This is a genomic window from Bifidobacterium sp. MSK.13.1 (assembly GCF_019131435.1).
Taxonomy (GTDB): Bacteria; Actinomycetota; Actinomycetes; order Actinomycetales; family Bifidobacteriaceae; genus Bifidobacterium; species Bifidobacterium pseudocatenulatum.
Genome location: NZ_JAHOMM010000003.1, coordinates 130,085 through 154,530 on the forward strand (window position 1 = coordinate 130,085; position 24,446 = coordinate 154,530).

The following is a 24,446-nucleotide window of genomic DNA, read 5'->3' on the forward strand; positions in this document are numbered from 1 at the left end:
CTCTTTCAAGGAGTCAACCATGGTTTTTCGCGTGTACGTGGAAAAGAAGCAGGGTTTTGATGTCGAGGCCAAGCAGCTCGCCAACGAGCTGAAGACCATTCTTGGCATCGCATCGCTGAAGAATGTGCGTCTCGTCAATCGTTATGATGTGGAAGGCATTAGCGAGGAACTGTTCGCACAGGCCACCCCTACCGTGTTCAGTGAGCCGCAGGTCGATAATGTTTCCGCCGATTTGCCTGATTTCGGTTCTGATAATGTGTTTGCTGTGGAGTATCTGCCCGGTCAGTTCGACCAGCGTGCGGATTCCGCCAGCGAATGCATTCAGCTGATCTCCCAGGGCGAGCGCCCGACTGTTCGTTCCGCCAAGGTGTATGCACTTGAAGGCGAGCTGGGCGACGACGATATCGCCGCCATCAAGCATTATGTGATCAACCCGGTCGAGGCTCGCGAAGCTTCGCTGGATACCAAGACCACGTTGAAGACGCAGGTGCCGGTGCCGGGCAAGGTGGAGATCATCGAAGGTTTCCGCACCATGAGCGACGCCGATCTTGAACAGTTCATCGCCGACCGTGGCCTGGCCATGGATTTGGCTGATCTGCAGTTCTGCCGTGCTCACTTCACCGAAGAACAGCGTGATCCGACAATCACGGAAATCAAGGTGATCGACACGTATTGGTCCGATCATTGCCGTCACACCACGTTCGGCACGCAACTTGATGATGTGCAGATTGACGACGCGACCGTGCAGGCCGCGTTCGATAAGTATCTTGAGATGCGTCACGAGCTTGGCCGCGACGAAAAGCCCGTATGCCTTATGGATATGGGCACCATCGGCGCGAAGTGGCTCAAGAAGAATGGTATTCTGAAGAATCTTGACGAATCCGAAGAAATCAACGCCTGCACTGTCAAGGTGAAGGTTGATGTGAATGGCCATGATGAGGATTGGCTGTTCCTGTTCAAGAACGAAACCCACAACCACCCGACGGAAATCGAACCGTTCGGTGGTGCGGCAACCTGCATCGGCGGCTGCATCCGCGACCCGCTTTCCGGCCGTTCCTACGTGTATCAGGCCATGCGCGTGACCGGTGCCGCCGATCCGACCGTGCCGGTGTCCGAGACGCTTGAAGGCAAGCTCCCTCAGCGCAAGCTCGTCACCACCGCCGCCGCCGGTTATTCCTCCTACGGCAACCAGATCGGCCTGGCTACCGGTCAGGTGAACGAAATCTACCACCCCGGATATGTGGCCAAGCGCATGGAGGTCGGTGCGGTTGTGGCCGCGACTCCGGCCGATCATGTACGCCGCGAAACCCCGGCTCCGGGCGACAAGGTCATCCTGCTCGGTGGGCGTACCGGCCGTGACGGCATCGGCGGCGCCACCGGCGCGTCCAAGGCGCATAACGTCGAATCCTTGGAGCTTGACGGCGCCGAGGTGCAGAAGGGCAATGCTCCCGTCGAACGTAAGCTGCAGCGTCTGTTCCGCCGTGGTGACGCATGCCGCCTGATCAAGCGCTGCAACGATTTCGGCGCCGGTGGCGTATCCGTGGCGGTCGGCGAGCTGGCTGACGGCCTGTATGTTGATCTCAACAAGGTTTCGAAGAAGTACGAAGGCCTGGACGGCACAGAACTTGCGATTTCCGAATCTCAGGAGCGCATGGCCGTGGACGTGGCCGCCGAGGATGTGGACGAGTTCCTGGGCTACGCCAAGGAAGAGAATCTCGAGGCCGAAGTCATCGCGACCGTGACTGAAGATCCGCGCATGACCATGGTGTGGAACGGCGACACGATCGTGGATCTGTCCCGCGAGTTCCTCGCCTCCAACGGCGCTCCGAAGCATCAGGTGGTGCATGTCGAGGCGCAGCACGGCTACGCCACCCCGTGGAAGACCGGCACGCTCGCCGAACGCATGCACACCATGCTCACCGATCTGAACGTGGCTTCCAACAAGGGTCTTTCCGAGCGTTTCGACTCCACCATCGGCGCAGGCACCGTGCTCATGCCGTTCGGCGGGCGTAAGCAGCTGACCCCGAACATGGCCATGGTCGCCAAGCTGCCTGTGTTCGGCGAGACCACCACCGCCTCCGCGATGGCTTGGGGTTTCAACCCGTACATCATGGAGCAGAACCAGTTCACAGGCGCTTATCTGTCTGTGGTCGAGTCGCTCTCGAAGCTGGTGGCCGCCGGTTTCGAACATGAGAAAGCGTATCTGAGCTTCCAGGAATACTTCGAGAAGCTACGCGACGAGCCGGAGCGTTGGGGCAAGCCGATGGCCGCCGTACTGGGCGCTCTGATGGCGCAGGTCGATCTAGGCGCTGGCGCAATCGGCGGTAAGGACTCCATGTCCGGCACGTTCGAACAGCTGGACGTTCCGCCGACCCTGATCTCCTTCGCCGTGGCTGTGGGCAACATGAAGCGTGCCACTTCCCCAGAGTTCAAGGGCGCTGGTCACCGTGTGATCCGCATCGCGCCGCGTTACCAGGCCGACGGCCTCACACCGGACAAGGATTCGCTGCTGGAGGTGTTCTCCGCAGTCGAGGAGCTCACCGATTTCGGCGATGCGCTGGCCGTGTCCACGCCTGGCTACGGTGCCACCGCCGAGGCTATCTTCAAGATGACTGTCGGCAACCAGATCGGCGTGAAGCTGGCCGATGGCATCAGCGTGGACGACCTGTTCGCCCCGGCCTATGGTTCCTTCATCATCGAACTTGCCGACACCGCGAAGGTTCCGGCCGTATCCAACCTGGTTGAGGTCAGTGAGGTCGGCGAGACCACCGAGGCCTACCAGTTCGTGGCAGCCGGTGAGACGCTGGATCTGGCCGAACTGCAGGACGCTTGGGAGGGCGGCATCGAATCCGTGTTCCCGTACCGATCCAAGGGCGACGAAAAGGGCAAGACCGTTGAGACCGTGTCCTTCAATGCGCCGAAGAAGACCGTATACACCGGCGCCGGCGTCGCCAAGCCGCATGTGATCATCCCCGTGTTCCCCGGCAACAACTGCGAATACGATTCCGCAGCCGCCTTCGAGCGCGCGGGTGCCGACGTGAGCACGCTCATCGTGAATAACCTCACCCCTGCTGCTGTGGCTGAGTCCACCGCAGCTTTGGTTGAGGAAATCAAGAAGAGCCAGATCATCATGATTCCTGGCGGCTTCTCCGGCGGCGACGAGCCGGATGGTTCCGCCAAGTTCATCACCGCGTTCTTCCGTGCTCCTGCCGTTACCGAAGCGGTGCGTGACCTGTTGAACAACCGTGATGGTCTGATGCTCGGTATCTGCAATGGTTTCCAGGCGTTGATCAAACTCGGCCTGGTGCCGTACGGCGACATCGTGCCGATGACCGCCGAATGCCCGACGCTGACGTTCAACACCATCGGCCGCCACCAGAGCCGTCTGGTGCGCACCCGCGTGGCGTCGAATCTCTCCCCGTGGCTGGCAAAGACCGAGGTGGGCGACATGCACACCATCGCCATCTCCCACGGCGAAGGCCGTTTCGTGGCTTCCGACGATATGCTCGCCCAGCTCAAGGCCAATGGCCAGATCGCCACGCAGTACGTGGACGAGGCCGGCGTGCCGGGCATGGACCTGAGCGTGAACCCGAACGGTTCACTGCTGGCCATCGAAGGCATCACCAGCCCGGACGGCCGCGTGTTCGGCAAGATGGGCCACTCCGAGCGTTACAGCAACGGTACGTTCAAGAACGTGCCCGGCGAGAAGGATCAGCCGCTGTTCGCAGCCGGCGTGGAGTACTTCGCCGCCTGATCCGCGACCGCATCCATAAAAGCGTTCTGACGTAGATTCGAACATACAGAGGCTGTTTGGTTTGATCGGGATTCCTCCCTAGTCAAACCAAACAGCCTCTTTTTTGGTCTCCGACGCATGTTAGGCGGAGAGGTAGCCTTCGGCGAGATTGACGGGGGTGTTGGCGCGTTCCACTGCTTCGTTGGAATGGGTGGCGGTTTGTTTGATGATGTCGTCGTAGCCGGTGAGAGCGGCGAAAGGCATGAATTGCGCGGCACGGTTGTGCATGCTCATGTGCGGGCGCGTGCACGAGCGATGATGAGGCAAGTTGATGATGTCATCGTAACGGTCGGTTTGCTGCAAACTCATGCTGCATGACCTCCAATCTGCCGGTTGCGCTGTTGACCTGTGGCATCAGCGAACATGTCCATCCCTTTAATGACGGCGTTTTTGCCGAACTTGCGTTTGATGTCAAGAATCGTCTGCTGCACATGCTGTTCGGAAATCTCATCGACAACCCGCATATCGTCAGCGTAGGAAGACCGCGCGTTGTTATCGACGTTATCACTGCAATCGTTGCTATCGCTTCCATTTGAGACTTCCTGCATATCCGAAAACAGATCGGGCTGAACGTAATTCGCCGCAGCATTCCGCTCAGCCAGCTGTTCGACCGTTTGCAAATCAGAAGCAACCACATTCAATCGACGTACCAACAGCCGATGATCGACGATTCTGCAGAACAATTCGTCAACCGCATCGCATATGCGCGTGGTGGATGACGTATGGTCGCCCAGACCAATCGACCCTATAGCCGGCTTGGGCACACGCCGACCATACCTATCAAGAGTTACGGGACCGCTATATTCGGCAATGGCTCGCTCAGCCATCGCCTTCAATTCCGGAGTGCCACACTCCCCTAGCCGCTTTGGATCAAGACTGGCGGTATCGTAACCGACCATCAACCCCATATGGCCGGCCTTCACACCTTTGGCAACCAAGTCCAAAGACAAGGTGTCCGCCATTTCTCTCACAATCAGCCGCGCCGAGTCAAAACCGACCGCGCCCGTAAGCACCTGCCCCGAACTCATACTATGACCAGCTGGCTTATACGCTTTGATGTCGGCGATCGTGCAAGGTTCCCAACCCCACGCATGGTCGATAAGCAGCTCGGCGTTCACACCGAACATCTTGTACAGCAGGCCCTCGTTGTAATACTCGTCGGCACGGCCTATGGAACATCGGGCTATATCGCCCATTGTCATTAGACCTTGGGCTTCGAGCTTCTTCGCATACCCTCGTCCCACACGCCAGAAATCAGTCAACGGCCTGTGCGCCCATAACAGCCGACGATACGACATCTCATCCAATTGCGCGATACGCACGCCATCCTTATCCGCGGGAATATGCTTGGCGACCACGTCCATAGCCACTTTCGCCAAATACATATTCGTACCGATACCGGCCGTTGCGGTGATGCCCGTCTCCCGAAGAATCTGCTGGATCATTTCACGGGCCATATCATGCGCGCTTTTGCCGTAAGCCCGCAAATACCCGGTAACATCCATGAATACTTCATCTATCGAATAGACATGAATGTCAGCTTCGGATACGTATCTTAAATATATGCTGTAGATTTTCGCACTGATGTTGAGATAATGCGACATTCGAGGCTTCGCTATATACACGCCAGCAGCCAGATTCGGATCGGCTGCGAGCGCGTTCGCATCATACGATTCGCCTCTCAGCGCACCGCCCGGCGCTGCCGCCAGCCGTGCCGCATTTACTTCTTTAAGCTTCGCCTTGACCTCAAAAAGCCTTGCCCTACCAGGCAATCCATACGCTTTGAGCGATGGCGACACGGCAAGACAGATGGTTTTGTCGGTGCGCGATTGGTCAGCCACCACCAGATTCGTGGAAAGTGGGTCGAATCCGAGTTCCGCACATTCCGAAGACGCATAGAAGGATTTCAGATCGATAGCGATATAGGTACGTTCGGCCATCTTCAGACTCCTTCCATGATTTGGCTCCATCTTGAAACGTCAACGAGCACTTCGCCTCGCAAAGCACCGACAAAGCATCGCCGATGCACCGCACTGTATTTTCCTGCATTCAGCATATCAGAGAGTTCGAACAATTGTTCGACACACCCGACATGCCAAGTGCCCCTAAGGACTCCACGAAAACCGCCAATTGTAGCCTCCAGTTGGTAGGGTTGAACGGTAGCGAACCCCTTGTCTCCATGGTTTTGGAAGGAGCTTTGGCTTGTCAGCTGAACTCGAAGACATCCACGAGGAATGCGGTATTTTTGGCGTTTGGGGTCACCCGGACGCCGCCCGACTCACCTACTTCGGCCTGCACGCGCTGCAGCATCGTGGTCAGGAAGGCGCCGGCATTGTCTCGAACGATAACGGTCATCTCATCGGTCATCGCGGAACGGGTCTGTTGACCCAAGTGTTCGGCGACGAACGCGAAATCGAACGCCTGAAGGGAGACAAGGCGATCGGCCATGTGCGTTACGCCACTGCCGGTTCAGGCGGCACCGACAACATCCAGCCATTCATCTTCCGCTTCCATGACGGCGATATGGCCTTGTGCCACAATGGCAATCTGACGAACTGCCCGACTCTGAGGCGTCAGTTGGAAGACGAAGGCGCAATCTTCCACTCCAATTCCGACACCGAAGTGTTGATGCACCTGTTGCGCCGCTCCACACAGCGTACGTTCATGGACAAGCTCAAGGAAGCGCTCAACACCGTGCATGGCGGTTTCGCCTACCTGATCATGACCGAAGACGCCATGATCGGCGCGCTTGATCCGAACGGTTTCCGCCCGCTTTCCCTCGGCAAGATGAAAAACGGCGCTTATGTGCTCGCTTCCGAAACCTGCGCGCTTGACGTTGTCGGCGCCGAATTGGTGCGCAATATTCGCCCGGGCGAAATCGTGGTTATCGACGATCACGGCTACAAGATCGTGCAGTACACCAATCAGACCCAGTTGGCCATCTGCTCGATGGAATTCATCTACTTCGCACGCCCCGATTCCGACATTTACGGCGTAAACGTGCATTCCGCCCGCAAGCGTATGGGTGCGCGTCTGGCCCAAGAATCGCCGGTCGATGCCGATATGGTCATTGGCGTGCCGAATTCCTCGCTGTCCGCGGCCTCCGGCTATGCGGAAGAAGCTGGTCTGCCAAACGAGATGGGCCTGATCAAGAACCAGTATGTGGCTCGAACCTTCATCCAGCCGACGCAGGAACTGCGCGAGCAGGGCGTGCGCATGAAGCTGTCCGCCGTGCGCGGCGTGGTCAAAGGCAAGCGCGTGATCGTTATCGACGATTCCATCGTGCGCGGTACCACGTCCAAGCGCATCGTGCAGCTGCTGAAGGAAGCTGGCGCCGCCGAAGTGCACATGCGTATCAGCTCGCCGCCGCTGAAGTACCCGTGCTTCTACGGCATCGACATCTCCACCACCAAGGAGCTCATCGCCGCAAAGAAGTCCGTTGAAGAAATTCGCGATTTCATTGGCGCCGATTCCTTGGCGTTCCTGTCACTCGACGGATTGGTCGAATCTATCGGCCTGGGTGCGGACGCCCCGTACGGCGGTCTGTGCGTGGCCTACTTCAATGGCGACTACCCGACCGCACTCGACGATTATGAAAGTGATTTTTTGAAGTCCCTTACTCCTGAAGATCGCGTGCGTCTGCCTGAATTCGCCTTGTATAAGAGCAAGTACGAGGGCAACGAATACACCACTACTTCATCCCAAGAAGAACACTGAACCCGAGAAAGGTTTGATATGCCAAAAGCATATGAGGAAGCCGGCGTAAGCGTCGAAGCCGGTTACGAAGTCGTCAAGCGCATCAAGTCCCATGTGGCGCGCACCAACCGTCCGGGCGTGGTCGGCGGTATCGGCGGCTTCGGCGGCCTGTTCGATCTGGCTTCCCTCGGATACAAGGAGCCGGTACTGATTTCCGGCACTGACGGCGTCGGCACCAAGCTGGTCGTTGCCAAGATGGCCAACAAGCACAACACCATCGGCATCGACTGCGTGGCCATGTGCGTCAACGATATTGCCGCTCAGGGTGCGGAACCGTTGTTCTTCCTGGATTACATCGCCTGCGGCAAGAACGATCCAGCACTGCTCGAGCAGGTTGTGGCTGGCGTTGCCGACGGCTGCGTACAGGCTGGTTCCGGTCTGATCGGTGGCGAAACCGCTGAAATGCCGGGTATGTATGACGAAGACGAGTACGATTTGGCCGGTTTCGCGGTCGGTGTTGCCGAGAAGTCCGCAATCGTGGACGGCTCCACCATCGCTGAGGGCGATGTGCTCATTGGTCTGCCGTCCACCGGCGTACATTCCAACGGCTTCTCTCTGGTGCGCAAGGCCCTGTTCGAGAAGGCTGGCTATACCGTCGATACCGTGCTTGACGAGCTCGACGGCGAAAAGCTCGGCGACGTGCTCCTCACCCCGACGAAGATTTATGTGAAGGCCCTCTCCCCGCTGTTCAAGGCCGGCGTGGTCAAGGGTGTCGCCCACATCACCGGCGGCGGCTTCATCGAAAACGTTCCGCGTATGATTCCGGACGGTCTGGCCGCACACATCAACCTCGGCTCCTGGCCGGTACTGCCGATTTTCGACGTGCTCGAAAAGGCCGGCGAAGTCGACCATATGGAAATGTTCAACATCTTCAACATGGGTATTGGTATGGTGCTGGCCGTCAACGCCGAAGATGCCGATAAGACCATGGAATTGCTCAAGTCCAATGACGAAGCCGGTTACGTACTCGGCAATATCGTCAAGAAGACCGATAGCGACGTCGAACTGCAGTAAATACATATACGGGGGTGAGCCATAACGGCCACCCCCTTTTATTTCCGAAGACTTTCCTGAACATAGGATTTTCCCAAAAGGGACACAACAGGAGGAAACATGAAGGTTCTGGTCATTGGTTCCGGTGCACGCGAGCATGCCATCGCCCATGCACTTATGCGCGGCGGCAGCGTCAGCGAAGTCACGGTGGCTCCGGGCAATCCAGGCATGGAGCTTGACGGCATCCGCACCACGCAGATCAACCCGTCCAATCATGCCGCGCTGATTGATTTCGTGAAGAACAACGGCTACGACTGGGTGTTCGTCGGTCCGGAAGTGCCGCTTATCGAGGGCATCGTCGACGATTTCGCGGGAGCTGGCATCAAGGCGTTTGGTCCGAGCAAGGCCGCCGCGCAAATCGAGGGTTCCAAGGATTTCGCCAAGCAGTTGATGGAACGTCACAACATTCCGACTGCGAAGTATCAGACGTTCGACGATTTGGAGCGTTCCACCGCTTATGTGCGTGAACATGGCGCTCCGATTGTGATCAAGGCTGATGGTCTGGCCGCTGGCAAGGGCGTGACCGTTGCCATGGATGAGGAAACCGCCATCGCCGCTCTTGAAGACATTTTCGTCGATCATCGTTTCGGCAACGCCGGTGCGAAGGTTGTCATCGAGGACTTCTTGGAGGGTCAGGAGTTCTCGCTGATGAGTTTTGTGAATGGCACCGATTTCTGGCCGATGCCGATTTCTCAGGATCATAAGCGCGCTTATGATGGCGATAAGGGTCCGAACACCGGTGGCATGGGTGCGTACAGTCCCGTTCCGCAGATCGGTCAGGATGTGGTTGACACCGCTATCGAAACCATTGTGAAGCCGACCGTGCAGGCTATGTCCGATGAGGGTACGCCGTTCACGGGCATTCTGTACGCTGGCTTGATCGCCACCGCGGATGGTCCGAAGGTTATCGAGTTCAATGCTCGTTTCGGCGATCCGGAAACGGAAGTCGTGCTGCCGAAGCTCACGTCTGATCTCGGCGCCGGCATCAGCGCTCTGCTCAATGGCGAGACTCCGGAGTTCACTTGGGATAATGACAACGCCACGCTTGGTGTGGTGCTCGCCGCCGACGGCTACCCTGTCGATGTGATCAAGGGCGCTGCGATTCCTGAGATTCCAGTCGATGAGGATTCCCACGTCTATTACGCTGGCGTGGCTCGTAGCGAAGAAGGTCTGGTCGCCAATTCCGGCCGCGTGCTGTTGGTGGAAACCTCCGCAGCCGACATCAAGGCCGCTCAAGACAAGGTGTATGCGATTATCGACCAGCTCGATACCAAGGGCATGTTCTACCGTCACGACATCGGCGCCAAGGCACTGAACATCTGAATGCACCCAGCGATTGCATACCATCAGAAATGTCTGTAACCATACAATCGCAATCATATATATAAAAAGGGCGGCGGTTTTGTGGTCGGACAGAGAGGAGTCCGACTGCAAAACCGCCGTTTTTTAATCACACAACACAGGCAAGCTTATATTGATTACTTCTGCTCTCCCGGCTTCGGAATGAGCAGGGATGCGCAGAACGCGAGGCCGAGCAGAATCACACCGCCAACCATGGCTGCGATGTAGCCGCTGGTCGCACCGCCGGATGCGGTGAACGCGTTCTGAGCAGCGTACAGCACTGCATAACTCAGACCGGCACCCAGGTTGAATGCACCGGAGTTCAGACCAGGCAGGTAGCCCGGATTGTCTTCCGGAGAGAGCACGATGCCCAGACCGTTCAGCATGATGTTGGCAGTACCTGCGTAGGAAACACCCAAAGCCAAAGACATGACCACAAGTGCCCAGATGCTCGGAACGTTGCACACGAAGATGCCGAACAGCACGCCCACAACAGAGACGATCAAGCCAGTACGCAGCACCGCACGGTAGCCGAACTTCGAAGCGAGCACGCCTGCGACCGGACCGAATGCGAGACCGATCAACGCATACGGAGTCAGGGTGGCGAACGATACCACGCTGGCGCTCATGCCGGCGCCGACTTCGGTATCCTGAGCGAGAGCAGGCACGATACCGTTCATGATGGCGAACACGCCGGTCATGGTAAGCAGGGTGGTCAGCAGCAGACCCCAAGTACGACGCTGCTTGAGGTAATGCGTGGTGACCATCGGAGCCTTCTGACGCTTCTCAACATTCCAGAACACCACGAACAGCACGGCTGCAATAACGATTTCGACAGCGACCAGCGCCCAATTGGCGGAGCCCAGCTTCTGAATCTCGTTGATGGCCAGATATGCGGCCAAGAATGCGGCGGCAAGGGAAACCACGCCAACCCAATCCATCTTCGGAGTCTCGGAAGCGGTGGATTCTTCCGCATACACGAACACAAGCACAATGGCAAGCACCGCAACGCCAACCATGACCCAGAACACGGAACGGAAACCGAACGTGCCAGCAAGCCAGCCGCCAAGAATAGCGTCGACACCGCCGATGCCACCATTAACGGAAGTCAGAATAGCCATGAGCTTGGCGTACTTCTTATCTTCAGTAACCTTGGCGTGCAGCATGATCAGCGTCATCGGCACAATCGGACCGGCAACACCCTGAATCACACGACCGATCATCAGCATCGGCACGTTGACCGCGAGCGCGGAAACCACGCAGCCCAAAGCGGTAAGCACAAGAATGCCAAGCAGCACTTTCTTGCGACCGATCAAATCGCCGAGTCGCGGCAGGAACAGCGAGAACACTGCGCACGAGGTGAAGAACACCGTCTGGGTCAAGCCAATCTGCGCATCGGTGGTGTTGAGTTCAACACGCATGGTCGTCAATGCAGGCGAAAGCATGGACGCGTTGAGCTGGAACGCGAAGATGGCTGCCATCAATGCTGCCATCAATGCGACGACGGACTTGCCGCCTTCGTCGAGCATTTTGCTGTTTTTGGTCTCTGTCATTAGAGCACCCCTTTACTTATCTTTCTCTTCTTTCAGCCGATGGTCTTGATTGCGTCGGTTACCAAATCCCAGAATTTGTTGAAATCAAGCTTGACTGCAACCTGGGTGTGGCATTCTTCGGCGCTCGGCTCTGGACCTCGCAGGTCGGCGACGGTCATGCCAAGTGTGAGATCTCCATGGATTTCGACATCAACCGGGCAACGACGGGTGGTCATGACGCTCGGATCAATGAGGTATGCCACCGTGCACGGATCATGGACCGGAGGATCGATGAAATCTTGATTGTCTTGATAGGTCTTGCGGAAGAAGTCCATCAGACCAGACACGAACTTGGCGAGATCAGTGCCAACGCCTTCGATACGCTGCTGCACTTCGGGCGTGCACAATGCCTGATGCGTCAGATCCAATCCGACCATGGTGATCGGCCAGGCTTCATTGAACACGATGTGAGCGGCTTCCGGATCGACCTTGATGTTGAACTCGGCCACGGCACTCCAGTTGCCCACATGGTATCCGCCGCCCATAAGCACGACTTCCTTGACACGTTCAACAATGCGCGGCTCCATGCGGGCAGCCATGGCAATGTTGGTCAGCGGTCCAGTCGGCACCAGAGTGATGGTGCCTGGCTCGTTGCTCATAATGGTGTCGATAATCCAGTTGACGGCATGTCCGGCTTCCAGCGGACGGCTGGGTTCAGGCAGTTCAACGCCGTCAAGACCGGTTTCGCCGTGAATGGAAGCTGCCACTTCCTGCTTGCGCACCAGCGGACGGTCACATCCGGCATGCACCGGCACGTCGGTGGCATGCGCCTTTTCCAGCACTGCACGGGCGTTGTAGGTCACCTTGTCAAGGCTCTGATTGCCACCTACCGTGGTGACGCCCAGCAGATCGATATTGGGATTGCCCACGGCAAGCAGGATGGCGACGGCGTCATCATGTCCCGGATCGCAATCAAGGATGATTTTCTTGGACATTATGGTTCCTCCTTATGTACTCCAACTTTGAACCGATAATGAGGTGGTCGACGATTGACTGACTCCGGCTCATCGGTCACACAACTTGTTGCAAGGCCGGCAATGGCCTTTGATATCAGCGACTTCCGAAACCTTCGAGCAGTTGTTCGGCTGCCTGAAGATCGATGTCACGAGGTGTGTTTCCTGCAAAACGCTCGTCAACTACGGCCTGCGCATTGGAAACGAGTTCTTCAACGCTGATGCCGTAATCCTCAACAGCATGCAGACCGAGCATGCGGTCGCGGAAATCCTTGAACGCTCTGCTTGCGATAATCGCAACCTGCTCGTCCGGCGCATTTTCCGGGTAAACCGCACCTAGAATCTGACCGATCTCACGAACCTTATGCGCACGTACGGGAGCAACGAACTCCATAACCGCCGGCAACGCGTAGCCAACGGCTTCACCGTGCACGATGTGGTATTTCGCTCCGAGCACGTGTGCGATGGAATGCCCCGCAATGGTTCCCGCATTGTTCAGCATCCATCCTGCAAGCGTCGACGCGACCATCACACGTTCCCTGGCTTCACGATCCTGACCGTTTGCCACAGCACGCGGCAGATAGTTGTACAGCAGGAACATCGCTTTTTCGCAAATGGCATCCGTGACCGGACTTGCCATTCGGGAAAGGTATCCTTCCGCGGCGTGGCAGAATGCGTCAAGTCCGCAAGCGATGGTCATTTTTGCGGGCAGTGTCAGCATGAGATCCGCGTTCAGCACGGCATATTCGCTGACTGCCGGATCGGCAAGCACCGCGAGTTTACGACCGGTGGATCCTTCGGTGACCACCAGCGCGTTGGACATTTCGCTGCCGGTGCCGGCGGTGGTCGGAACTGCGATCATACCGTTGCATGGTGCGATCGGCTTGGCTGGATCGGTGTATTCGATGATGGATCCGCCGTTGACACGCACGATGTTGATGCCTCGGGCAACATCCATGGAACTGCCACCGCCGATGGCGATGATGCTGTCAGCCTTATGCGCTTCGAATGCTTCGACGCCGGATTCCACGGTTTCGCAAAGCGGGTCGGGCTTGACCTGGTCGAATACCGCCACATCGACACCGACCTGTTCAAGCTTGGTACGTGCGGCAACGACCAGCGGCATGCTTCCGACGAAGGAATCCGTGACCATCAGCGGACGAGAATAGCCCGCGGTCTGCATGATATCGACCAGAGTCTCCCCTAAATCGTCAGTGCAGACCACTTTGACGGGTTGCAGCAGTTTGACTTCCATAGCCATCGGTCACTGTCCGATCTTTGCGGCCGCAGCGTCGGCATTGATGCAGAATTGACGAACCTTGTCGATGTCTTTCTCCATGTAGCCGCCGTCGTATTTGATGCTGGTCTTCGTCAGGGAGTCCACGCCATACGGCTTGCACTGTTCGATGGCTTCGGCAACATTGTCTGGTCCAAGACCGCCAGCCATGATGACCGGCTTGCCGCATTCGGCCACAATACGGGCGTCAATGCTCCAGTCGTGGGTCAGACCGCTGGCACCAATGCCGGTGTCGGGGGCCAGACCGGAGTCCGTGAGGATGAGATCGCAGTATTGTGCGTACTTCTTGGCACGGTCGACGGCGGATTCATCGTCAACGAGCACGGCCTGCATGAGTTTGGTGTTCGGAGCGGCTTCCTTAAGTCGGGCCGCGAATGCTTCATCTGCGGCGTACCCATCGCCTGCGATATGCAGAATGTCAGGCCGCACCTCTCTGGCAAGCTCGATCATCTCGTCGGGATCGTTGGTCAGCATGATGGCCACGGAGGTGACGCCACGACGCTTGCATTCGTCGAAAATGCGGTGCACGCGTTCGATTGGCACGCGATGTGCCGGAACGCCACCATGCTGCATCGGCACCAGTCCAATGTTATCGGCACCAGCCTCCATGGTTTTGACGGCCTCATCGTATTCGATCAGAGAATAGATCTGCTTGACTACCATTGTCGGTTCTCCTTGTGTTTGTATGGGTTGATGGACGTGTGATGTAGCAAAATTCAGGCGGTACGCACTTCGTCGAGCAACGGCTCGATCTCGCCGGACATCTTCTTACGTATGCGTTCCACGGTGATATCGGGCACTGCTTTTGTGCATTCGAGCGCGATGCTGGATGCTGCCTGCGCGATTTTGCCGACTTCTTCAAGATCTCGATCGGGGTTATCGAAGAAGCTCCAGGTGATGGCTGCCATGCCGGCATCTCCGGCCCCATTTGCCGTGGCGATTTCGGTACGGTATGGCGGCACATGCTTGAAGCTGTATTCGTCGTTTTCGTGTCTCGCGCACAGGATTCCGTTGGCACCCAATGAAATGAATACGTTCTTCACGCCCCTGTCGAGCAAGGTCTTCGCTGCGGCACCTGCCGAATACTGGTCGGCGATACCGATGCCGGTGAGTACGGATGCTTCCAAATCATTCGGCTTGAGCACGGTCATCTTGTTGAGGATCGTGTCGAAACGGTGCGCTTTGACTGTGGAAACGGTGTCTCCGAACAGTGGCGCGGTGACGTGTTCGCCAATCCATGCCATGGTTTCCGGTTCAAGATTGGCGTCAAGCAGGCAGATGGCGGCACCGTTGATGAAGTCGAGGCGAGATTCGAGGAATGCCGGATTGATTTCCTTGCAGATTTCCATGTCGTTGACGGCCACCAGCAGATCGCCCGTATCGTCGGTGATGAACATGTAGGTGGAAGAACGGCGTCCTTCCAGCTGTGCGGCATAGTCAAGATTGATGTTGTTGGCCGCGCACGAACGTTCCAGGGTCTTGCCGTTTTCATCGTCGCCGTAGACGGTGATCAGGTATGTCGGCATGCCCAGATGAGCCATGTTCTGTGCGATGTTCTGCCCGACACCACCTGCGGACATGCTGACGACGCCCGGATTCGAGTCTCGGTCCACTACGGTGCTCGTCGGTCTACCACAGATGTCCATGTTCATGCCACCGATGACCACAACGTAACGGTCAGGAACAGTATTTCCTGAAGTCATATCCGCCATGGATATTGCCTCCTACATTTTCGGGGATATATCTGCCTTGATACACCCTTGATGAAACGTTTTATCTTCAATTTAGAGTACAACAAAAGTTTAAGCCAGTCAACTTTTGCCTATATTTCATCGATGTAACATATGGAAAAATCGCGTGTCTCGCGATTACGAAAGAAACAAATGTAAGACCGCCATACCTGCGTTACTGCAGCAAATCAGCTTTGCGCCGCACAGCTTCTTCAGAAAAATCAGCGCAAATCGACTGCACCTGAGACATATTCATCGCAGCCGCCGCAGACGCATATCTAGCGCATTCCCGCTGTGTTTTATGCTTACGACGCGCCCACACCAGCGCACTCAACGCCGCCGACGCACCACCATTGGTATATCGACGTTCCTCCGCCCTTCCCGGCAAAGACCAGAAAAAGCTTTCATGTTCGCAGCAGTACAGCATGTCCGAATCATCCACAAAAAGAAACACATTACGCACACCGGACCGCAGCAAATGTTCGGCGCAATCTCTGGCACTGGCCTCGTCATGCACCTCAATCCCCGACACGAATTTGGCTTCGGCGGAATTAAGCACCATAGTGTCGATGCGATCGAGCACCGGCGTGATTCGCGCCGCTTTATTAACGGAAACCACGCGCACGAAAATCGGTCGACTTGTTTTTTCGCAAACCCATGCTATGGCATCAGACGGCAAGCTCGAATCAATCGCCACCATTTCCGCATTGACGATGGTCTGCTCTCGTTGCGCTAGAAATTCCGGGGTGATTTCCGCACTGATCTGCATATCATCAAGACCCACAATCTGACGCCCCTGCGCGGAAACAACCGACAAGAAGGTGGAAGTAGGCATATGGGAAATCTGCTTGGCATGCGTGATGTCAATGCCGTTGGCATACGCGTCCTGCTTGACGCGTTCGCCGTTCTCATCATCACCATAGACGGAAATCAAATAATTCGGCACGCCAAGCCGGTTCAGATTGTAGGCGATATTGTAACCAATGCCGCCCACGGATGACACAATGCGCCCCATGTTGGAACTTTCCCCAACCACATCCTGCATGGCGACACCGTAATGGTCTATATTGATGGCGCCAACAACAGCCACATAGCTGGGCGGAGTGACGATATACCCTTTGCCTTGGATGTACCCTTTTTTCATCAGGTTGGAGATGTGCGCGGCCACCCCTGAACGGGTGATGCCGCACAGTTCCGCAAGCTCGTTTTGGCTGATCAAAGGATTCTGCTTAATCCACGCCAAAATCTGCTGTTCGCGATCGGTTGCGGCCATCTCTTCCCCTTGCCTCTAGGGAAGATCCATGAAATCGGTGTCTTTCAGGTAGTTCTTCCCTGTGGTGATATCGTACTGAATCAGCTGGTAGTCGGCAAGCAACTGCTGGGTTTCCGCGTCGAAGTCGCTTTCGGCCATGGGATTGCCGTCAGCGTCGAGATAGATGTTCTGACCTTCAGGGATACGGTCCCATCCCTGGATATTGTTGACGACAGGTGGCTCCATGGCGGAGATTTTCTCATGCATTTGCGTGAGGAACGCCAGATACGGGGACACCTTGGCGTTCATATGCTCGGCGGCCTGCGCCACGAAGAAGTTCGGCGACGAATAGTCGGCGTTGTCGATCTCGTTGCCTTGCGAGCTGGACGCCTTGTTGGACCAGATGAAATAATCCGTCAGATGCAAGGCAAGCGAATTGTTGTCGTCTTCGGAAGCGGACGAATAAATGCCCGGCAGATGATCGCCGTAGAACACCACGGTGATCGGCTTGTCGATGGCGTCGAGCTTGTCAAGGAAGTCGGCGGTCGCCTCGTCGGTCAGAGCCGCACCCTTCTGATAGGTTTCGATGGACTCCTTCTCATCGTCCTCCAAAGGAGTGTCCGTAGTGGATTCGGCCTTGAAATCGTTGTTCTTATACCAATCGTGGTATGGCATGTGGTTCTGCATGGTGATGACCTGCAGGAACTGGTTGCCATCGGTTTTCTTGACTTCTTCGATGGTGCTCTCGTACGTCGCTTCGTCAGACACGTACGGCGAATCGTCGATCTTGTCTTGATGCGAGATGACGTCCGGACCGGTCAACGTGTAGAAATGCGAGAATCCGAACTTCTTATAGTTGGTCGCACGCGAGTACATAGACGATTCGTACGGGTGCAGTCCGATGGAATTCTTCGACGCCCCCCACAGCTGGTTGATGGTCGGCGTCCAATGCTCGCTCGGCACAAGCTGCTGATACGGACTGGTGAGCGACGAATCGAAATTCGACATGCTCAAACCCGTCAATCCCATGTATTCGAGGTTTGCGGTACCACCGCCATATCCGGAAGAAAGCATCAAACCGGAGGTCGTATTCTCTTTGATGGAACGAATGTTGGGCATGGAATCCTTGTTGATCTTAAGCCCCGGCACGCGAGACGGGTCGGAGAAGGATTCGGACAGCACATAGATCACCGTACTGTCGGTCATGTTCTCGGTACGAGATGCGTTGATCTTCTTCGCTTCTTTTTCGTATCGTGCCGCGACTTCCTTCATGGTTTCTTCGGAATAGTCGTCAGGCTTCACCATGACTTTCGGATTCAGCTGCCTGGTGAAGGCGACCATCGGTCCGTTGCGCTGCGCATCGTAGACGGAATCCCACATGGACGGCATGTCCCCCATTGCCGAAGAGAAGGTTTTCGCCCAAGATCCGACAGTGCTCACCTGCATGGAATACAGCGTGAAGAACGTTCCCGGCACGATGATCAGCAGTAGTCGCACGATGGCATTCAGCGAGCGCGACTGCTTGTCGTCGCCACGGAAAAGCTTGCCGTGACGGCCGTCACGATGATTCAGGAATACGAAAAGCGCAATGAAAGCAACGAATATGACGACGGCGAGCAGAATGGTCCACTGTGCGCCTGCCGGCATGAAGCTCATAAGATTGCCCGCATCGGCTTTGAGGAAGTTCAGATCGCTGGGAAGAATCGCCTCATATCGGATGGATACTTTGAAATGTTCGATCACCGCGATAATGAATGTCACCGCCAGAAATATTGGCGTGGCGATCCAGAAGCGGTTGATGAGCATGAGCAGTATCACATACAGCACGCCCCACAAAATCAGGTTGAGCACCGCCACAAAGTTGAGGTTGGTGAACATTTTGGTGACGAAGCCCCAACCGGTCAGCCACATGTTGTTCGAAAGCTTGACGCGTGTAGCGGATTGACTGACGCCAATCTGTAGCGCTGCCACACCGATGGCGTCGAACACCACAAACAGTATGCCGTACAACCACCCTGGGAATTCCTTACGTTCCTTGGCGGGTGCGTTTGGATCAATCGTCGAGATCTTCAGTTCCTCAATCGTCTCTGTATTCACGGATTCGTTCGTCAAGTGTTTATCTCCACTCGTAACGTGTCAGTTCGCTTCGTTTCCCGCCTTACGGCGACGCCAAGGCACTATTCTCGCGACCATATCTGACAAAAAGCTGTAATGATCGATTTCATCCACAGTTTCTTCTGATTTTCTTACGCATATGTCGATGAAATCGCAAAAGAACGATGAGGGGGTATAGACAGTTCGGATGGCAGTATCTAGTTGTCGTCAAGGATTCCGCCGTCCGCATAACCGTTGTTGCTGAAATCGGCGAAATTGTTGAGATCGACGGAATTACCGTCGTGCCTCATTCCGGCAGTCGGGGCATAGTCCGAACACCTCAAGCGTATGCCGTTCGATGGTGAATCCGTATTTCTCGCTGATGCCACGCAGCCAAGTTTCGGATGGCGATTCGATTTCCACGGTTTTGCCGCAATTCGTGCATACGAGATGATGGTGATGCCCGTCATCACCACACAGACGGAACAGCTGTTGGCCTTCCAAACGCACGGTATCAGCCTCGCCTGCCTCAGCCAAGGCATTCAATTGACGATATACAGTGGCAAGGCCGACCTTCACGCCTTCGTCTTCCAGCTTGCGATGCAAATCCTGTGCGGAAATGAATTCATCGTTTGCCTTCAACGCATCATGAATCAGTTCTTTTTGTTTGGTGTTGCGCTCCACGCGTCCGTCCGTCAATCTATGTCCGTTCTTGATGGCTTCGCGCGCCGTCCTCCCCTCAGGGAAAGGCTGACGCGCGAAACATGCCGTCATCGGTTTTATTTCAAATCATCCCAGCAGCCGGTCCGTTCAAGATCCGCCACAGTTTGCCTGGTGTCGTCGGTCAGCACGGTGATATGCCCCATCTTGCGATCATGACGCACTTCAGCCTTGCAATAGTCGTGCATATTCCATTCGGGATGCTCGGCGATCAGCGCGCGGGTCGGTGCCACATGCTGCCCGAGCACATTGACCATAACAGCCGGCTTGAGCAGTTCGGGCTGTTCGAGCGGCCACCCGGCGATGCCTCGAATATGCGCGTCGAACTGGTCGAACGAGCACGCTTCGATGGTGTAATGACCGGAGTTATGCGGGCGCGGGGCAAGCTCGTTGACGATAACCCGCTCATCCTTGGTAACGAAGAGTTCGATAGCGAGGATGCCGGCCAGTTCGAAGCCTTGCGCCAAACGCAAAGCGAGTTCGTGCGCTTCCTTCGCCACGTCTTCGCTGACTTCGGCCGGAGCGATGGTCATGTGCAGAATATTGTTACGATGCTCGTTGCGCACGATCGGGAAGGTCACATAATCCTTACCGTTACCGGCAACGAGAATGCTCGCTTCGAATGCGAAATCGACGAATCCTTCGAGAATGCTCGGCGGGAATCCGCCACCGCGATCGGCACGGGCTCGTACCTTTTCGAGATCGGCATCGGATTTCAGCACGGTCTGGCCGTGGCCGTCGTACCCGCCGGAACGGGTTTTCAGCACGGCCGGGTAATGGATTTCACCGAGCGCCGCATCAAGCTCCTCAACGCTGTTGACGGCCTTCCATGGTGCGGTCGGCGTGCCATGATCATTGATGAACTGCTTCTCGTTGACGCGATCCTGCGTGACACGCAGCAAATCGGTGCCTTGCGGGGCTGCAGACAAGGAACGCACTTCGTCGATGGCGTCGGCGTTCACGTTTTCGAACTCGTACGTGAGCACGTCGGACTTTTCAGCCAGTTCTCGGATCGCGGTGATGTCGTCGTATTCGGCAGTGACTTGGAAGTCGGCCACCTGTGCGGTCGGGCAATCCGGAGTCGGGTCGAGCACGCCGATGCGGAAGCCCATGTAGCGGGCGGACAACGCCATCATGCGGCCAAGCTGACCGCCACCGATAATGCCGATGGTGGCCCCTGGCATCAGACGTTCAACACGGCCATTGGTTTCCTCAGACAAGCTGGGCATTGGATTCAGCCACCTTTTCCTTCAGAGAGTCACGATATTCCTGCAAAGCATTGGCCAAACGCTCATCGGTGGTGCTCAGAATGCTCACAGCCAAAAGACCTGCGTTTGTGGCACCGGAGTTGCCGACTGCGGTGGTGGCGACCGGGATGCCGCCTGGCATCTGCACGATGGACAGCAGCGAATCCCAACCGGACAGCGCATGGGAACGCACCGGCACGCCGATGACCGGCAGGGTGGTCTGGGCCGCGACCATGCCCGGCAGATGTGCCGCGCCGCCGGCTCCGGCGATGATGACCTTCAGACCGTTGGCACGGGCACTATGCGCGAACTCGCCCATCAATTCCGGGGTGCGGTGCGCGGAAATCACCTGCTTCATGTACGGCACTTCGAACTGGTCAAGCATCTCGCAGGCATGCTTCATGGTTTCCCAATCGCTCGCCGACCCCATAATCACTGCGACTTCAGGCTTGTTGTCTGCCATCAAGGACCTCCGAAAGAATCCAAAAGAACATGTTCTTGAACACCGTTTACTTTACGCAATCGGCTAGATGTGCAGCACGATTTTTCCGAAAACGTCGCCATTCACGATCTTGGAGAACGCAAGATGCGCGTCGTCGATCGCATATGCGGAATCGATGACCGGATGCAGATCGGCATGTTCCACGAATTTCAGCAAACGTGCGAAATCCTCACGGGAGCCCATGGTATTGCCCTGCACTCGAATATCCTGGAAGAAGATTCTCGTAAGCTCTGCACCCGGCTGGTCGCCAGTAGTCGCGCCGCAAATGGCGATAGTTCCTCCCGGACGTACGGATTTGACGGAATGACTCCATGTGGCCGCGCCGACGGATTCAATGACGGCATCCGCCTTGCGTGGCAGTCGCGCACCCGTTTCAAAAGCCGCATCGGCACCGAGCTGCAACACTCGCGCACGCTTGTCTTCGCTTCGTGACGTGACGAACACTTCCAATCCGGCCGCGTGAGCAAGCTGAATCGCCGCGGTCGACACGCCGCCTCCGGCGCCTTGAATAAGCACCGTGTCTCCCGGCTTCACATTCGCCGATGCGAACAGCAGGGAATATGCGGTAAGCCAGCTGGTACCCAATGCGGCAGCCTCATCAAGATTCAGATTCGCGGGCTTGGCGAACACGTTGGCGCTGGGCACCTGTGTGTATTCGGCCATGGTTCCCGCATACCGTTCGGACAGGATCGAGCGTCTCTCCCCCGGCATCACACCGGCGCCATCGGTACCAACGAAGGTATACAAGACCACTTCGGAACCGGCCTTAAGTCCCTTTCGTACGGGAATGTCTTCTTCCAACACGCCAGCCGCGTCCGTGCCGAGGATCATCGGCGTCTGCTCGTCGGAAAGCCCCACACCTTGCAGACTCCACACGTCATGATGGTTCACGCTCGCCGAGTTCACACGAATGGTGGACCAGAATGGCTTGGTTTCAGGCTCAGGCATAGTGCCCACTTCAAGCACGGACAGCGGATCATCATAATTCGTTCCGGTGGCATATACGGCTTTCATGTTCGCGCTCCTTTGCGAATAACGGCTTTTCACGATTGCAAACACCTCTATTGTGCCTCAAGTTGAGAAGACTTTGCGCTCCTTTGCCCGCAAACACCCTCGTCGGGGCATACAGTGGGATATGATTTCGCACTTGGTTGCACTGATCGTAGGGAAGGGTGATTGCGCACGATGACCGCTGGCATTTTGAGTTCGATTCACACTCCGGCGGACGTACATGCCCTTTCAGCCCAGCAATTACGCGATCTATGCCTCGAAATCCGCGCCACGCTGCTCGACTACGGCAAACAACATGGCGGGCATATCGGCTCGAATCTTGGCGTGGTGGAGCTCACTGTGGCATTGCACCGCGTGTTCGACTCGCCCCGCGACCGTTTCATTTTCGACGTGTCGCACCAAAGCTACGTGCACAAAATGCTTACCGGCCGCGCCGAAGCATACTTGGACCAATCTCGTTTTGATGAGGTGACCGGTTTCACGAATCCGCTGGAAAGCGAACATGATTCCTTTGTGCTCGGCCATACCGGCACTTCGATTTCTCTGGCCTGCGGTCTTGCCAAAACCCGCGATATGCAGCGCGGCGCCGCCGGCGAAAGCACTATCGGCAATGTTATCGCCATTATCGGCGATGGATCCCTGAGTTCGGCCATTGCGTTCGAGGGGCTGAACAATGCGGCCGAACAGGGCGGTAATCTCATCATCATCGTCAACGACAACGAAATGTCGATCGCTGAGGATTTCGGCGGTATGTACGGGCAGCTTGCCAAGTTGCGTACGTCGAATGGCATGGCCGAACTGAATCTGTTCAAGGCATTCGGCTTGGACTACCGCTATGTGGAGCAGGGTAATGACGTTGACGCGCTGGTGGAAGTACTGAACGAGGTCAAAGACATTGACCACCCGATCGTAGTGCATATCCACACCACCAAAGGCTTGGGCTTCAATGACGAAACGGAAGCCGACAATGGTTCGGATGGCTGCAATCAGACCAATCCTCAACCTCATGCGGGCCAATGCGAGGCCAACCATTGGCAGGATCCGGAGGCCTCGCTCGGCAAACCGCTCGACGCACGCAAATATTATGGCGAAATGGCCATGGCATCGCTGGAACGTCGTTTCGACAATGAGCCGGGATTGGTGGTCATCTCCCCCGCAACCCCCGGATCGAATGGCATCACCCGAGATTTTCGTGAACGTGCCGGCGCCCACTACGTCGATACCGGTATCACGGAAGAACATGCCGCCGCATTCGCCGCGGGTATCGCCAGGGCTGGCGGACGCCCGGTGCTTGCGACTTCCGCCACGTTCTTCCAACGCACGTTCGACCAGCTGCAGCAAGAGTTGGCATTGAATCATGTTCCCGCCACGCTGCTGATTTTCGGCGCGGGAATTTCCGGCGCGGACAATACGCATTCGGGCACATTCGATATGACGATGTTCGCCAATGTTCCCGACGTGACCTGTTTGGCTCCCGCGAGCGGCGAACAGATGCTTGACATGTTGGCTTGGGCTACCGGCCCGTCCGAACATGGCGTAGTGGCGATTCGTATGCCCGGCGAGCAGATTCTCGCACTTGAACGTGCCGCCGATATGGCGTTCGACCCGTTGCAGCGTGCCGAAGAGCATGATCCAGCCGTCAATATTGCCGGAGCATGCCCGTTCGCCCGCTATCAGATCGTTCAGCCCGGCAGGGATGTGGCGATTCTTGGACTCGGCAATACCATGCCGTTGGCTGCCGAAATTACGTCGGCACTGGCCGAAAATGATGAAGAACATGCTGCGATTACCGCAACGCTTGTTGACGCATTGCAATATTCCACGATGGATGCCGAATTACTGGCGATGCTTGCCGATGGGCATCGTTTGGTTGTTACGTTGGAAGATGGCCAGCTAGAAGGCGGATGGGGTGAGAAAGTCACCGCATTTTATGCCAATTCCAGTAATACCAAGGCTTCTCACGTTCGTGTGCTGAATTTCGGCGCAGCCAAAGAGTTCACCGACCGAGTGCCTCTTGGCGAGCTTAACGAACGTTACGGATTGACTTCAGAAACCATCGTCTCTCGAATCCGCGGTATTCTCAGCGAATAATCGATACATAAGCG

Annotated in this window: 18 protein-coding genes; 5 read left to right on the forward strand and 13 right to left on the reverse strand. The window is 56.4% G+C overall.

Features of this window, described 5'->3' with window-relative positions; all coding sequences use genetic code 11:
• The first annotated feature begins 19 nt into the window (after positions 1-19).
• Positions 20-3,754 carry a phosphoribosylformylglycinamidine synthase gene (locus tag KSY55_RS05320; protein ID WP_217749590.1) on the forward strand — a complete coding sequence of 1,245 codons (3,735 nt, stop codon included), beginning with the start codon at positions 20-22 and terminating at the stop codon, positions 3,752-3,754.
• A 120-nt stretch (positions 3,755-3,874) separates the two neighbouring features.
• Here KSY55_RS05320 and KSY55_RS05325 read toward each other — a convergent pair whose 3' ends face one another.
• A complete protein-coding gene (locus tag KSY55_RS05325; protein WP_004219532.1) occupies positions 3,875-4,102 on the reverse strand; it encodes a hypothetical protein in 228 nt (75 codons plus the stop codon).
• Positions 4,099-5,733 carry a type VI secretion protein ImpB gene (locus tag KSY55_RS05330; protein ID WP_117793598.1) on the reverse strand — a complete coding sequence of 545 codons (1,635 nt, stop codon included), beginning with the start codon at positions 5,731-5,733 and terminating at the stop codon, positions 4,099-4,101. The genes KSY55_RS05325 and KSY55_RS05330 overlap by 4 nt, the downstream gene beginning before the upstream one ends.
• A 262-nt stretch (positions 5,734-5,995) precedes the next feature.
• Between KSY55_RS05330 and purF the strand changes: the two genes are divergently transcribed.
• The 3 genes from purF to purD all read left to right on the forward strand — a co-directional run bounded on the left by purF (position 5,996) and on the right by purD (position 9,925).
• Positions 5,996-7,510: an amidophosphoribosyltransferase gene (gene purF, locus KSY55_RS05335; protein WP_022244937.1), complete on the forward strand. Its 1,515-nt coding sequence runs from the start codon at positions 5,996-5,998 to the stop codon at positions 7,508-7,510.
• 18 nt (positions 7,511-7,528) lie between these two features.
• On the forward strand, positions 7,529-8,563 hold the full coding sequence (gene purM / locus KSY55_RS05340) for a phosphoribosylformylglycinamidine cyclo-ligase (protein WP_022244938.1): 1,035 nt from the start codon (positions 7,529-7,531) through the stop codon (positions 8,561-8,563).
• Between the two features lie 99 nt (positions 8,564-8,662).
• Positions 8,663-9,925: a phosphoribosylamine--glycine ligase gene (gene purD / locus KSY55_RS05345; RefSeq protein ID WP_065435087.1), complete on the forward strand. Its 1,263-nt coding sequence runs from the start codon at positions 8,663-8,665 to the stop codon at positions 9,923-9,925.
• A 155-nt stretch (positions 9,926-10,080) separates the two neighbouring features.
• Here purD and KSY55_RS05350 read toward each other — a convergent pair whose 3' ends face one another.
• From KSY55_RS05350 to KSY55_RS05400, 11 genes are all read right to left on the reverse strand, one after another.
• Positions 10,081-11,496 (reverse strand): MFS transporter, encoded by a 1,416-nt coding sequence (locus KSY55_RS05350; RefSeq protein WP_034880732.1) that lies wholly within the window; start codon positions 11,494-11,496, stop codon positions 10,081-10,083.
• 32 nt (positions 11,497-11,528) lie between these two features.
• Entirely contained in the window at positions 11,529-12,470 is a 942-nt protein-coding gene (locus KSY55_RS05355; protein ID WP_004219551.1) for a nucleoside hydrolase, read from the reverse strand.
• A gap of 115 nt (positions 12,471-12,585) precedes the next feature.
• Positions 12,586-13,749, reverse strand: a complete 1,164-nt coding sequence (locus KSY55_RS05360) for an iron-containing alcohol dehydrogenase (RefSeq protein ID WP_081290050.1) — start codon at positions 13,747-13,749, stop codon at positions 12,586-12,588.
• A gap of 3 nt (positions 13,750-13,752) precedes the next feature.
• Positions 13,753-14,448, reverse strand: a complete 696-nt coding sequence (locus KSY55_RS05365; RefSeq protein ID WP_065438828.1) for a phosphoribosylanthranilate isomerase — start codon at positions 14,446-14,448, stop codon at positions 13,753-13,755.
• A 53-nt stretch (positions 14,449-14,501) separates the two neighbouring features.
• Positions 14,502-15,497, reverse strand: a complete 996-nt coding sequence (locus tag KSY55_RS05370) for a carbohydrate kinase family protein (protein WP_004219556.1) — start codon at positions 15,495-15,497, stop codon at positions 14,502-14,504.
• Between the two features lie 193 nt (positions 15,498-15,690).
• Positions 15,691-16,788 (reverse strand): PfkB family carbohydrate kinase, encoded by a 1,098-nt coding sequence (locus tag KSY55_RS05375; RefSeq protein WP_022244731.1) that lies wholly within the window; start codon positions 16,786-16,788, stop codon positions 15,691-15,693.
• 15 nt (positions 16,789-16,803) lie between these two features.
• Complete coding sequence (locus KSY55_RS05380; protein WP_226555494.1) at positions 16,804-18,864, reverse strand: LTA synthase family protein; 2,061 nt, start codon at positions 18,862-18,864, stop codon at positions 16,804-16,806.
• 291 nt (positions 18,865-19,155) lie between these two features.
• The gene (locus KSY55_RS05385; protein WP_033524281.1) at positions 19,156-19,560 is read right to left on the reverse strand and encodes a Fur family transcriptional regulator; all 405 of its coding nucleotides are present in this window, start codon (positions 19,558-19,560) and stop codon (positions 19,156-19,158) included.
• Between the two features lie 80 nt (positions 19,561-19,640).
• Positions 19,641-20,810, reverse strand: a complete 1,170-nt coding sequence (gene purK / locus KSY55_RS05390) for a 5-(carboxyamino)imidazole ribonucleotide synthase (protein WP_004219564.1) — start codon at positions 20,808-20,810, stop codon at positions 19,641-19,643.
• The gene (gene purE, locus KSY55_RS05395; protein ID WP_004219566.1) at positions 20,794-21,291 is read right to left on the reverse strand and encodes a 5-(carboxyamino)imidazole ribonucleotide mutase; all 498 of its coding nucleotides are present in this window, start codon (positions 21,289-21,291) and stop codon (positions 20,794-20,796) included. The genes purK and purE overlap by 17 nt, the downstream gene beginning before the upstream one ends.
• A 63-nt stretch (positions 21,292-21,354) precedes the next feature.
• Positions 21,355-22,344 carry a zinc-binding dehydrogenase gene (locus KSY55_RS05400; RefSeq protein WP_004219569.1) on the reverse strand — a complete coding sequence of 330 codons (990 nt, stop codon included), beginning with the start codon at positions 22,342-22,344 and terminating at the stop codon, positions 21,355-21,357.
• Positions 22,345-22,515: 171 nt separating this feature from the next.
• Here KSY55_RS05400 and KSY55_RS05405 point away from each other — a divergent pair, with 171 nt between their 5' ends.
• Positions 22,516-24,432: a 1-deoxy-D-xylulose-5-phosphate synthase gene (locus KSY55_RS05405; RefSeq protein WP_065435086.1), complete on the forward strand. Its 1,917-nt coding sequence runs from the start codon at positions 22,516-22,518 to the stop codon at positions 24,430-24,432.
• The last annotated feature ends 14 nt before the right edge of the window (positions 24,433-24,446 follow it).

Excerpts from the sequence above, each read along its gene's own strand:
- KSY55_RS05320 (WP_217749590.1), top strand. The coding sequence starts at position 20 with ATGGTTTTTCGCGTGTACGTGGAAAAGAAGCAGGGTTTTGATGTCGAG.
- KSY55_RS05325 (WP_004219532.1), bottom strand. The coding sequence starts at position 4,102 with ATGAGTTTGCAGCAAACCGACCGTTACGATGACATCATCAACTTGCCT.
- KSY55_RS05330 (WP_117793598.1), bottom strand. The coding sequence starts at position 5,733 with ATGGCCGAACGTACCTATATCGCTATCGATCTGAAATCCTTCTATGCG.
- purM (WP_022244938.1), top strand. The coding sequence starts at position 7,529 with ATGCCAAAAGCATATGAGGAAGCCGGCGTAAGCGTCGAAGCCGGTTAC.
- purD (WP_065435087.1), top strand. The coding sequence starts at position 8,663 with ATGAAGGTTCTGGTCATTGGTTCCGGTGCACGCGAGCATGCCATCGCC.
- KSY55_RS05350 (WP_034880732.1), bottom strand. The coding sequence starts at position 11,496 with ATGACAGAGACCAAAAACAGCAAAATGCTCGACGAAGGCGGCAAGTCC.
- KSY55_RS05355 (WP_004219551.1), bottom strand. The coding sequence starts at position 12,470 with ATGTCCAAGAAAATCATCCTTGATTGCGATCCGGGACATGATGACGCC.
- KSY55_RS05360 (WP_081290050.1), bottom strand. The coding sequence starts at position 13,749 with ATGGCTATGGAAGTCAAACTGCTGCAACCCGTCAAAGTGGTCTGCACT.
- KSY55_RS05365 (WP_065438828.1), bottom strand. The coding sequence starts at position 14,448 with ATGGTAGTCAAGCAGATCTATTCTCTGATCGAATACGATGAGGCCGTC.
- KSY55_RS05370 (WP_004219556.1), bottom strand. The coding sequence starts at position 15,497 with ATGGCGGATATGACTTCAGGAAATACTGTTCCTGACCGTTACGTTGTG.
- KSY55_RS05375 (WP_022244731.1), bottom strand. The coding sequence starts at position 16,788 with ATGGCCGCAACCGATCGCGAACAGCAGATTTTGGCGTGGATTAAGCAG.
- purK (WP_004219564.1), bottom strand. The coding sequence starts at position 20,810 with ATGCCCAGCTTGTCTGAGGAAACCAATGGCCGTGTTGAACGTCTGATG.
- purE (WP_004219566.1), bottom strand. The coding sequence starts at position 21,291 with ATGGCAGACAACAAGCCTGAAGTCGCAGTGATTATGGGGTCGGCGAGC.
- KSY55_RS05400 (WP_004219569.1), bottom strand. The coding sequence starts at position 22,344 with ATGAAAGCCGTATATGCCACCGGAACGAATTATGATGATCCGCTGTCC.
- KSY55_RS05405 (WP_065435086.1), top strand. The coding sequence starts at position 22,516 with ATGACCGCTGGCATTTTGAGTTCGATTCACACTCCGGCGGACGTACAT.